The organism is Lutispora sp. QWL-02, from assembly GCF_058315355.1.
Map to the genome: position 1 here is coordinate 4177658 of NZ_CM177762.1, position 12244 is coordinate 4189901.

Below are 12244 nucleotides of genomic sequence, written 5' to 3' on the forward strand. Positions count from 1 at the left end.
GGTGAATGTATTCCTTTTGGGTCTTATTAGTTGTATAAAAAAATTGAGGTTAAAGCGAATACTCTAACCTCATATTTTTATTCTTCTGTTGCTTCTTCCTTAAGTCCAAATTTTCTCTTGAATCTATCAACTCTACCACCGGTATCAACAAATTTCTGCTTTCCGGTAAAGAATGGATGGCATTTTGAGCAGATTTCAACCTTTATTTCTTTTTTAACAGAGCCTGTTGTAAAAGTTTCCCCGCAAGCACATCTTACAACTGCTTCACTATAGTTTGGATGAATACCCTCTTTCACACTACTCACCTCTTTCTGATGGACTATATAAATCATATTATATACGAATTTCAACTTTTACATTATAGCATAATATGCTTTTTTAGGCAAATATAAATTGCAAAAAATTATACTTGCCTATTACTACTATATATCAAAGTGTAAAGATATGTAAAGAGAATAAGGATAAGGTTTTGCAAGCTTAGCTTGCCAGTCTCTTTAATATTTCAAGCAGCATATCCCAAACATTATAAAGTGACTGTATTGAAACCTGCTCCTTGGGAGTGTGGACATCATACAAGTTACAACCCATGGAAATAATGTCCGCATCCTTTATCTTGCTGTCAAAGTATCCGCATTCCAAGCCGCCGTGAATGGAAGCGGTGGTCGCTCTTTTATGGAACATGTCCTCATAGGTCTTTAAAGCCAGCTCCCTTAGTGGGGAATTAGGATTATAATTCCACTGGGGATAGTCGTTAAATTCTTCGGATTTGCAGCCTAAGACTCTGGCAATTGTATCGATTCTTCCTAAAAGCTCATACTTTCTGCTTGCCACGGAGCTTCTAACAGAGCTTAAGAATTTGATTCCACCGTTATTTTCTTCTGCTGATCCTATGTTTACAGAGGTTTCTGTCAAACCCTTTATTGCAAAACTTTTGCTTACTACACCAAAGGGCAATAGCTCCAAGGCATTAAGAAGCTTATTTTTGGAGTCATTATCATAATATTTATAAGCGCTCTCATCTTTGCTTTCTTCGATAATTAAATTTGGCGTGTCAGTATACTGCAATTCATTCTTGATAATGGCCGCTGTTTCTGTTGTCTTGGCCTTAAATTCCGAAAGCTTTGATGGCGTTACTCCTACAATTGCCGTTGCCGCAGTAGAAATTGAATTTGCCTTACCCTCTGCTTTAAAGGAGGAAAGCATAACATCATCGCTGTTTGCTTCTTTTAAAACTCTGCCTAAAAGCTTAATGGCATTTCCACGGCCCAAATTTATATCAGTTCCTGAATGTCCGCCCTTTAAGCCCTGCAATTTTATGGTAAGGGGAATAAGCTTTTGAGGACGTTTTTCTCCCATGGGAACAGTGAAATAATTTCTCACTCCCCCTGCACAACTGGTGAAAAATTCACCTTCGCTTTCGGAATCAAGATTTATAAAATATTTTGACTTAATGCTGCTGCAATCCAAGTATTGAGCACCGATAAGCCCAACCTCCTCCTGTGTGGTAACTATTATTTTAAGGTCGGGGTGAGGTATTTCATTTGAACTCATTATTGTGAGGCAATAAGCTAAAGCTACTCCATTATCGGCGCCAAGCGAGGTTTTTTGCGCGGAATAAATACGGTCACCGTCAAACGTGCAGTCAATGCCTTTTTCATATATATGGGGGCTGTCAGGCTCCTTTACATATACCATATCCATATGGCCCTGAAGAACAACGGAGGGGCCAGCATAGCCCGGTATTGTTGACGGAACTTCAATTATCACGTTATAGAGATCATCTTGGGTTACCTTGTACCCATGCTCTTTGGCAAATTTAACAAGATAATCGCTTATGTTTTTTTCGTCTCCCGACGCTCTGGGAATTTTTATAATTTCCTTGAGGTAATAAATAATTTTTTCTTTTAATTCCATATTGTTCTCCTTAATCCGAAAGCCGCCACAAAATATATGGCGGCTTTTCACTTTTTTAACTATTTAATAGCCTGCTACGCCCATTTTTTTTATGATGCCGACAACCTCGGGGTGAACGTACCTTCCTTTTTCTTCAAAGGGAACACCATCCAAAATAATGGACGGCTTTGAAACAATTCCGTCTGTATGTGAAGCAGCTGTCCAGAACTTGCCCATAATAGCCTTGCCCTGACTGCCGATTCCGAACTCCATGCATCCAAAAATTCTTTCATCCTCGACGATTCTGCCTGTTGGCTTTGTAACAGCAGGATTGAATCCCAGGGAATAGTGAGCCATTCTATACATATTAGGATCGTTAAAGGAGTCAAGCCAGGTTTTGAATATTGCTGCTTCCCTTCCTCCCTCGATATCTATAACTACACCCTCCTTAAAGGTCAATCTTATGTTCTCATGCAACATTCCCAGCTCTGTGGGGGGGAAAAGTGCCGCATCAAATACAAGAGTTCCCTCTATGGTTTCCTCAATGGGGCTCCAGCTGATCTGACCGCCCATCATGATGGGATAGCCCTTCTGAGTTGCAAACTGTCCCGAATGCCTTACCTTTCTGCCCTTGTTATAGGCGTGAAGATTTGTGCCATTATCATCTGTTACCAGAATTTCGTCAGCTTCCTCCATAATTCTCTTAATTGTTTCGCCCAGCTGAACCTGCAGGTTATAGTCAATCTTTCCGATGCAGTTTGTAAGCATGGTTACGTCAAGACCGGTAAGATTTATATAACGGCATCCAAAATCAAGAGCCTTTCTGAATGATTCGCAGTGCATGATCGACGCATATGCAATTTCAATCCAGATATCCGCGTGTGAAACTGCAGCGCCAATGGGTGCGATAGGCTCGGAATAAGCCAGCTCGGATGTGGGATAATAGATAAGAACCGAATTTCCTCCCACAGTGAATGCTGCATTTGCAATAGCCTCTGCAACTCTCCGATCTGAGCTGGAGTCTGCTGTGATAACAATATTCTCACCGGGCTTAGCCAGCATTACATCGTGAACAAGCTTATAAGCCGCCTTGCTTACTTCAAAGGATAAATAATCCTTAGTCATTTCAATTCCTATAGGATACTCCATTATAACTACCTCCTTGATAATGCAACTGAATCAATGATTAAAAATCATTCCATCAGTAAACTTGTCAGGTGCTTTCTTTGATTTGATTTTCATTCCTAAATAATAAACGATGACTGTAATGATAATTGACTGAATAGGAGGGATGCCTATGGGAATAACATAAGTAGTAAGATAGCCTACACCAATATTTGCAATTAATGCTAAGGTTGCAACCATATTCCAGCCCTCTTTATCAACCCAATTTCCTTTTCTCATAAAGAAATCAGCAAAGATAACACCGGCGATTCCTGGATAGAGAAGAGCCGCCATTGTCAAGAGACCCATAAAGTGATCCATCATACCCATAAGGGATACTACCAAAGCTATAAGAGTTGAAGCAAAGGTTACAATGGCCCTCCCCTTGTTTGACTCAATGTTTAAAATATTAGAGAAGGAAAGACCCATAGAATAGTTGTTTACCAACTGGCTTGTCCAAGCAGAAAGCCAAAGTACCAGAAATCCCCAGAGCGGGAACCCCAAATCAACCATAATAGCAACAATATCGTATGTGCCTTCGCCGATTGCCATCATTGCACCAACAAACACGAGAGGAACACCAACACCAATAATTCCTAAAGGAATAAGCACATTATCTTTTACTCTCGGATAAGCATATCTTGTATAGTCGGCTGAAATTACCCACTGGGAAACGTTCATACCTAGAATAAAGGTAACCGCAGCAGCAAAGGACATAGTTCCGGGATTTGAAGGTTGGTAATTCCATATGGTAGACCATCCGTGATTCTTAAGTGAAAGGAAAATCATTCCCACAACAATTAAAAGTCCCGCAGGCACAGCGATCATATCTGTCCATTTCATAGATGAATAGCCGATAATAGACGGAACCGCAAAAGTTAAACCAACTATGATTGTTATTATTGCCCACATCATTTTATCTGCGGTATAATCTATTCCCAGCATGGCACAAATTGCATTTCCTGTAAGTGAGGTTTGTATAGACCACCAGCCCAAGCTAATAACGCCGACAACCATAGCTATAATAAACTTTGCCTGTTGTGCACCAAAAGGTTGCCTTGCAATGATTGTTGATGCCAAGCCTGTTTTAGCGCCAATAAAGCCGCTAATAGAATTTCCTATCCATGTTAATATCAAAAAAGTAAACAGAACTATAGGAATTGTCTTTTTAAAGCCGAAGGAGTTGACCAATGTTGAACCAACCATTAAAATAGTAATACTAAATTCCAAGCCACCGAAAATCATAGCCGGAGTGCCCCAATGCTGACGTTGGTCAAGAGGTACGGGATTCATGGGATCATCGCCGATTTCTTTTTTAGGTTGTACCTTAGAGTTTTCTGTCATATTGTTAACCTCCTTTTATTTGTTGTATTCTTTTTTATAAATTTCGGGAAGTCTCATCTTTAACCAAGGAATAGTTAGCTTTCCCCGTTTTACTTCATCAAGATTTAAGTCTGCCTCAAAATAATCCTGCTCTATGGTGTTTGACTGCGCGATAATCTCTCCCAGAGGATTGCTTATACAGCTGTTTCCACAAAGACCAACATCACCCTTAGCTCTGTCTATGCCCACTAAGTAAACCTGGTTTTCACAAGCTCTTGCACGAACCATAAGCTTAAACATTTCTTCAAAAGGTGAAAACCATGCGGCAGGACATAGAATAGCATCACAGCCTCTAAGGGACATAATCTTGGGCAGATCGGCAAAGCCTAAATCGGCGCAGATCATGATACCTATGCGCCAGCCGTCAAGTTCAAAGATCTTAACTTCGTCACCGTGTGTGAAGAAGTCTCTTTCTTCGCCCCAAAGATGGATTTTTTTGTACTCGCAAAGCAACTTTCCGTTTTGATCCCATATTGCAGCAACATCAAAATACTTTTCTCCTTCTTTGATAGCTATGCCGGCAAAAATATTTTGTTTGTATTTTCTTGCTAAATCGGAAAAAACCTGTCTTTCATTCACGGGAGATTTTTTTACAATATCAAAATTATAACCAGTTATGCATAGCTCCGGAAAGCAGATAACATCAATCTTATCTTCCATATGATTTTTTATGCTCTTCTCGATTTCTTCAATGTTTCTTTTGTACTGTCCTTCTATAACGCTTAACTGGCAGACACCTATTTTCATAAGCCTCCTCCTTTTAATATCCTGCAACGCCTAACTTTTTGCAGAATTCAACTGATGTTTCATCCACATATTTACCGTCTATCTCCAGGGGCTTTCCGTCTAGCAGTATGGTTGGCTTTGAGCATACGCCATCTGTATGAGAAGCAGCATCCCAAAATGCGCCCATCAAGCTTGCACCCTGACTTCCGAAGCCCATTTCGATGCAACCGAAAATTCTTTCGTCTTCAACAATCCTGCCTGTCGGCTTTGTAACTCCGGGATTAAAGCCGATAGAGTAGTGAGCCAATCTGTACATATTGGGATCATTAAAGCTTTCCAGCCAGTTCTTGAAGACTGCAGCTTCTGCTCCGCCTGTAATATCTGTAATTCTGCCTTTTTTTATATCCAAAATCACATTTTCTCTTATAATTCCGATTTCGGCGGGTGGGAATAATGCTGCGTCGAAGACAAGTCTGCCGTTAATGCTTTCCTCAATGGGGCACCAGCTTACTTGTCCGCCCATCATAACGGGATAGCCCTTTTTTGTTGCACGCTGACCCGAATGCTTAACCCTTCTGCCTCTGTTATAAGCTACAAGGTTAGAGCCGTTGGCGCATTTTACAATCACTTCATTGGAAGCTTCCATCTTTTTGGTGAGATACTCTCCGAATTCGATAAGAACGTCGTAGTTTACTTTTCCTATGCAATTTGTAATCATTGTTACATCAAGACCTGTGAGGCAGGTATATCTTGCACCGTTTTCCATGGCTTTTTGGAAGCAAGGTGTGTGCATTACGCAATAGTAAGCCATTTCAATCCATACGTCGGCTGCAGCTACGGCCTCGGCAATGGGGAGACATGGTTCTTCAAAGGCTTTTCCTGTTGTGGGATAATAAAGCACCACAGGGTTGGCACCCACTGTGAATGCCGCATTTGCAATTGCTTCCGCAACTCTTCTGTCAGAGGATGTGTCAGCGGTAATGATCACATCTTCTCCTTCCTTAACCAGCATAAAATCACGAACTAGTTTCATTGCCGCCTTGGAAGTTTCAAAGGATAAATAGTTCTCAGTCATTTCAACTCCGATGGGATAATTCATTATGATTTCCTCCTATCTCGTATAATAAATGTTAAACGAATTTCATTCTGTGTATAAAATATAGCAAATTTATTTTAACAAGTCATCGGATGATTGTTTAATTAATCCAATGCTATTTGTGTGCATTTTGTCATAAAATGAGCCTTAGTTTATGGTTTATATTCCAAGGGGAATTTTTTTCAGTGGATGCAAAAAAAACGGTGTACAAATGCCTCTCATCTCAAAAAGCGAGAAAGCATTTGCACACCGGCTGATAAATATGGTTATAAAAGCATTTTATCTATTTTAAGGGCCAGCTGAATAAGCAACCTATTATCGGATTTGTTCATATCAAAATTCAATATGGAATTTATTTTTTTTATCCGCTTATAAAGTGTATTCCTGTGAATAAAAAGGCTTTTAGAGGTTTGTCCTATGCCGAAATCGTTTTCCACCAGGGCATACAGGGTTTTCAAACATTCCTGCTCATAATTTGAATCGTATTTCTTAATTCTTTCAATGGTGTTTTTATATATCTTTGAAATGGTAGGATGGCCTGAAATTTCACTTAACAAATGGTAAACCATATAATCCTCATAAAAATAAATGTTTTTATCCGGATATAATTTTCTTCCCATTTTTAGAGCAAAGTTTGCCTCATGAAAGGTGTAGTGAAGATTAACGAGACTGTTGCAGACATTGCTTATTCCGATAAAAAACTCGTTATAGGGAAAAACCGCCAGCAGTTTATCACGAACTGTTGCAATCATACCTTCAAGATGACGGGAATTTGTTGTGGGCTTCTGAATTTCTGCGATTATTATCAGCTTATTATCTTTTATCCTTAAAAAGAAATTGTTTCCATTCTTATCCAATATATTGTCTGCTACATGCAACAGCTCCTTGGGGTCTATATTATCTTTCATTCTTAAAACTATACAAAAACGGCTTTTTTCAATGGAAATATTAAAAAACGATGCATCCACATTTAATTTCAGCTCGTTACTGCGATATTGCCCCAATAGAGCATTGAAATATAACTCTTCATTGGATTTATAATCACCCAGAATCATTTCGTTGTTGGAAAGAAGATAAATAGTAATTGCGGGAATAAGCTCATAAATTATTTCATAATCGGTATTGGAAAAAGAATCACCCTGCTCCTGTTCCAAACACAGCAAGGCCTGCAAGCTATTTACCGTTTCTATTTTAAAAACTCTGAAATTCTTCTCGTCTACGGTGATTACCCTTTCTTCGTTGCATTCGTAAATTGATTTGATATTTTTCTTTATAGCATCGCTTAGTGCTTCCAGTCTGTCTGCATAATTCCCTGCAATAAAATTGCAGCTATCGGCCCAAAGAATGGCGGCTTTCCTGTTGGTATAGGATGTCAGCAAATTTATTATAGATTCCAGGCTGTAATCATGCCTGATAATATTTCTCAGCTCTTTTTTTAATTCCTTGATTACAAAAATTTCGTAACTGCCGGAATCCATCAGCTTTTGATTTATAGGGCTTATTAGCTGATCATATGACATATTGATCGGAATATTTATTATTGGAAAATTGTTTTTATCAGCATATTCCAGAACCCTTTGAGGTATTTCATCTATGTATCTGCCCAATTTGATTCCCAGCGCCGATACCTTTTTATCAATAAGCATTTGCACAAGGCTGTCGGTTGTAATATCATTCTTCTTTAAAGAATATCCCATAGTAATAATCATGCTGTTTTCTTTTGCCCAAAAAGCACCGTCAGGCACTTCCATAATCTCAACTTTTTTAATTTCTTTATCAAGACCGTTTTTGCCTACGATAAGCTTACAATTCCTGAAATCATCATTTAAATCAAATAGATCCTTGACTATCATTTTCTAAACCCTTTCAAAACCTGTATTTGACAAATTGTTTTTTCACACAAGGTTGATTTGTAGCAAAAGAGTTTCGCTATAACATAAATACAAAATTTATTTGTGCTTTTATTTTAAAATATTGAATTGTTGTCAAAACAATATGGGGTTTATCATAACATAGTTTATAAAATTTCTTAAAACTTCAGCTTTTCAAGAGCTTTTTTAACCGCTGAAAGGCACGAAAAACTCACGAAAAAACACAAAAGGCAATCAATCACTGCATTCAGAATGACAGGCTTCGATCATAACATAAAAACTGAGAAACCGTGATTTTCAGTGCAATTAAATGTAATTCCGTGGTTTTCCTCTTTCCAGACAAGTTATGCTTGCCTTACCTTATCAACTGCTTCCTTATGATCTCAACAAATTCATCATTTGTTTTTGTTCTTTGCATCAGAGTGATGATAGAATCTGTTGCTTCTGCATTATTGCCGCTGCTGAGCGTTCTCCTCATATTCAACACACCCTCATATTCTCTGGCAGTGAGAAGATCTTCTTCTCTTCTTGTGCCTGACTTGTTCATATCTATAGCCGGGAATATTCTCTTCTCAGACAATCTCCTGTCAAGATGTATTTCCATATTTCCTGTACCTTTGAATTCTTCAAATATTACATCATCCATCCTGCTGCCGGTATCAACCAGAGCTGTTGCAAGTATGGTGAGGCTGCCGCCTTCCTCTATGTTTCTTGCTGCTCCGAAAAACTTCTTAGGCTTATAAAGCGCTCCCGGATCCAAACCACCGGACAATGTTCTGCCCGTGGGTGCAATAGTAAGGTTATATGCTCTGGCAAGCCTTGTTATGCTGTCCAATAGAACTACTACGTCCTTTCCCTGCTCTACCAGTCTTTTAGCTCTTTCTAAAACAATTTCAGCTACCTTGCAATGATGATCAGGCATTTCATCAAATGTGGAATAAATAACATCACCTTTGATAGATCTCTTCATATCTGTAACCTCTTCAGGCCTTTCATCTATCAAAAGCACAATCAATTCGACATTGGGATAATTTGTAGTGATACTGTTGGCGATTTTTTTCAAAAGAATTGTCTTTCCTGCTTTAGGTGGGGAAACAATCATTCCTCTTTGGCCTTTTCCAATAGGTGCCAACAAATCGATCAGTCTTGTAGAAAGATCGCTGGGATCACATTCCATAGCTAACTTTTCTTTAGGATATATGGGGGTCAGATCTTCAAAATCAGGCCTTCTTATCACCGTTTCCGGGTTATCTCCATTAACTCCTTGAACATATAGCAGCGCCTGAAATTTCTCGCCTTCTTTGGCTGCTCTGGTTATACCAGTAACCCGATCTCCCGTCCTCAGGTTAAATCTTCGTATTTGTGATGGAGAAATATATATATCTCTGTCTCCTGACTGATAGTTGTCGGATCTTAGAAATCCAAAACCTTCAGTATGAACTTCCAATATTCCGTCTGCTCTTCCGCCTTTTTCTACATCCTTGGACTCGAAAAATTTCCTTTCCTCTTCGTTTAGAGGTTTCTCTTCTTCTTGCAGGTTTTTCCCGACTTCCTGGGGCTTATTTTCTTCAACCGGCTTGATTTTTTCACTTTCCTCAGTCATCTTCTCAGTTGCCTCCGGCTTGGTCTGAGCCGCTTCAGTCTCTTCGGGGCTTTCCTCATCTTTTTCTCCTGTTTTGGGTATATTATGAGCTACTCTTGCAGCTTCTATCATATTCAATATTTCTTTTACCAATTCTTCCTTCTTCAACTTGTAATAGCTCTTTATTCCCATTGCCTTAGCCATTTCTCTGAGATCAGTTATATTTTTTTTCATCAATTCCTCCAAATCGTCACCTCCTTTATTTACGGCATTTGGAGTTTCTTTTTTTTGCTTAAGCATATTTAATGTACTGGGGCTTTTTCGAAAGATTGTGAGTAGCTTCTACAAACCTTATAGTGCCGGTTTTCAGTCTCATTACTACAGAATCGGTAACTGCTATATTGTTTTCCAAATAGAGAACTCCCTTCAGCAGCTCTCCATCAGATATTCCCGTTGCTGCAAAGAACACATCGTCACCCTTTACCAAATCATCAAGATGAAGAACTTTATCGACATCACAGATACCCATAGCCTTACATCTTTCCCTTTCTTCCTCATTCATAGGATAAAGCCTGCCTTGGAACTCACCGCCCATGCACTTTAGCGCCGCAGCAGCTATTACACCTTCAGGCGCGCCGCCGATGCCCATGAGCACATCTACACCGGTTTTGTCGAAGCAGGTAGCTATGGCTGCTGCTACGTCCCCATCTCTGAAAAGCTTAATACGGCTGCCAACTTTTCTTATCTCCTTAACCAGGCCTTCATGTCTTTCCCTGTCCAGCATGGTAACAGTGACTTCTTTGATATCTTTATTTAATGCTTTAGCAACATTTCTCAGGTTCTCTTCAACGGACGCGTTTATGTTTATCGAGCCTCTCGCCTTTGGCCCTACTGCGATCTTGTCCATATACATATCGGGAGCATGCAGCAAGCATCCCCTCTCTGCAATGGCTATGACAGATATGGCGTTGGGAAGGCCTTTTGCCACTGAGTTTGTACCATCCAATGGATCAACAGCTATATCTACCTTTACAGCCTCAGAACCTCTTCTTCCCAGCTCTTCTCCTATGTAAAGCATTGGAGCTTCATCCATCTCACCTTCTCCAATAACTACCACACCATCGATATTGAGTGTATCGAACATTTTTCTCATCCCATCTACTGCAGCTTGATCAGCGGCATTTTTGTCGCCTCTGCCCATCCAGCGGGCGCTGCCTAATGCTGCAATCTCAGTAACTCTGACCAGACCTAAAGCTAAATCTCTATCTATCAACAGTGAAACCTCCTTTTTTTAATAATATTAAGATTCTTTCCTACAGCCATAATGCTGAGTAAAGAATTCATAGCAGATTTAGTAATAACCCCAAGGGTTACAGGGGGCACCGGCGCCGCTCCCTAATACATCACCATATTTAATTATCGCTTGCTGAATTTATCCCAATCGGCTAAGAATTTGTTTATACCTATATCTGTGAGAGGATGCGAAATCATCTTCTTGATTACATCGAAAGGTACTGTGCTGATGTGAGCTCCTGCCAAAGCCGCTTCTGTGACATGCATCGGATGCCTTATGCTGGCAGCTATTATTTCACAATCCATATGATATATATCAAAAACCAAAGCAATATCCCGTATTATATCCATGCCGCTTTGCCCCACGTCATCCACTCTCCCTGCAAAGGGGCTTACATAGGAAGCTCCTGCCTTAGCAGCCAATAGGGCTTGATTTACAGAAAAAATCAGGGTGACATTGGTTTTTATTCCCTTATCCTTAAGTATCTTTACAGCTTTTAAGCCTTCTTCACACATTGGTATTTTGATTACAATATTCTTGTGTATCTTTGAAAGTACTATGGCTTCAGGAACCATTTCCTCTGCTTTCATGCTGATGACTTCAGCGCTTATAGGTCCATCCACAATTTCGGCTATTTCAGTCACTACCTGCTTGAAGTCTCTGCCTTCCTTTGCTATAAGGGAAGGATTTGTAGTTACACCGCATATTACACCCATTTCATTCGCTCTCTTGATTTCCTCAACATTAGCGGTATCAATAAAAAGCTTCATTTAAATTACCTCCGAATTTAATAGAACTCAGAATTCAGGATCTTGTGCCGCAAGTCTGGGGTCTTTTTTGGAAACATAGAAATGCCCTAGCTGCTGCTCAATAACTCGATAAGCTCTTGCATATCCTTCTTTCGCTTTGCCGTCAAGCTCCTGATAAGGGCTCGGCCGCCTATAAAGGCTATATCGCAGGAGCTGGACGGGCAATTTAATATCTTTACCTTTTCCCAAGGCATCGACTTCCATGTAAATACAAAAGAATGCTCCTTGTCACATATAAGGCAAGGGATATAAACATGGAAGGTTTTGGAGTCATGGCTCTTTACTGTCATTAGCACTTCTCCGCATTCGCATTTTATACAGCTTCCTCCCGCATTCTTCATTTCAAAAAAGCTCATATCACCCAGGAAAAATCTACCGCATTTTCTGCACCTCAAAGAAGCGCTGATGTTTGTATCAAATACCATT

11 protein-coding genes are annotated in these 12244 nt (G+C 39.8%); all 11 read right to left on the reverse strand.

Going from position 1 to position 12244, the window contains the following annotated elements; genetic code table 11:
- Window positions 1–77: 77 nt before the first annotated feature.
- Window positions 78–296 carry a 50S ribosomal protein L31 gene (gene rpmE / locus AC4HCY_RS19845; RefSeq protein ID WP_255226920.1) on the reverse strand — a complete coding sequence of 73 codons (219 nt, stop codon included), beginning with the start codon at window positions 294–296 and terminating at the stop codon, window positions 78–80.
- Window positions 297–477: 181 nt separating this feature from the next.
- Window positions 478–1914, reverse strand: coding sequence for a beta-Ala-His dipeptidase (gene pepD / locus AC4HCY_RS19850; RefSeq protein ID WP_323430201.1), 1437 nt, complete (start codon window positions 1912–1914; stop codon window positions 478–480).
- A gap of 63 nt (window positions 1915–1977) precedes the next feature.
- Window positions 1978–3042 (reverse strand): aminopeptidase, encoded by a 1065-nt coding sequence (locus AC4HCY_RS19855; protein WP_323430202.1) that lies wholly within the window; start codon window positions 3040–3042, stop codon window positions 1978–1980.
- 30 nt (window positions 3043–3072) lie between these two features.
- Window positions 3073–4401 carry a purine-cytosine permease family protein gene (locus AC4HCY_RS19860; RefSeq protein ID WP_323430203.1) on the reverse strand — a complete coding sequence of 443 codons (1329 nt, stop codon included), beginning with the start codon at window positions 4399–4401 and terminating at the stop codon, window positions 3073–3075.
- 15 nt (window positions 4402–4416) lie between these two features.
- The gene (locus AC4HCY_RS19865; protein WP_491094976.1) at window positions 4417–5187 is read right to left on the reverse strand and encodes a carbon-nitrogen hydrolase family protein; all 771 of its coding nucleotides are present in this window, start codon (window positions 5185–5187) and stop codon (window positions 4417–4419) included.
- A gap of 13 nt (window positions 5188–5200) precedes the next feature.
- Window positions 5201–6265 (reverse strand): aminopeptidase, encoded by a 1065-nt coding sequence (locus AC4HCY_RS19870; protein ID WP_323430995.1) that lies wholly within the window; start codon window positions 6263–6265, stop codon window positions 5201–5203.
- A 263-nt stretch (window positions 6266–6528) separates the two neighbouring features.
- Window positions 6529–8115, reverse strand: coding sequence for a PucR family transcriptional regulator (locus AC4HCY_RS19875; protein WP_323430994.1), 1587 nt, complete (start codon window positions 8113–8115; stop codon window positions 6529–6531).
- 373 nt (window positions 8116–8488) lie between these two features.
- Complete coding sequence (gene rho, locus AC4HCY_RS19880) at window positions 8489–9949, reverse strand: transcription termination factor Rho (protein WP_491096157.1); 1461 nt, start codon at window positions 9947–9949, stop codon at window positions 8489–8491.
- A gap of 58 nt (window positions 9950–10007) precedes the next feature.
- Window positions 10008–10985 (reverse strand): class II fructose-bisphosphatase, encoded by a 978-nt coding sequence (gene glpX, locus AC4HCY_RS19885; RefSeq protein ID WP_491096158.1) that lies wholly within the window; start codon window positions 10983–10985, stop codon window positions 10008–10010.
- A 146-nt stretch (window positions 10986–11131) separates the two neighbouring features.
- On the reverse strand, window positions 11132–11779 hold the full coding sequence (gene fsa, locus AC4HCY_RS19890; protein WP_323433543.1) for a fructose-6-phosphate aldolase: 648 nt from the start codon (window positions 11777–11779) through the stop codon (window positions 11132–11134).
- Between the two features lie 86 nt (window positions 11780–11865).
- Window positions 11866–12243 (reverse strand): hypothetical protein, encoded by a 378-nt coding sequence (locus AC4HCY_RS19895; protein WP_491094977.1) that lies wholly within the window; start codon window positions 12241–12243, stop codon window positions 11866–11868.
- Window position 12244 lies beyond the last annotated feature (1 nt).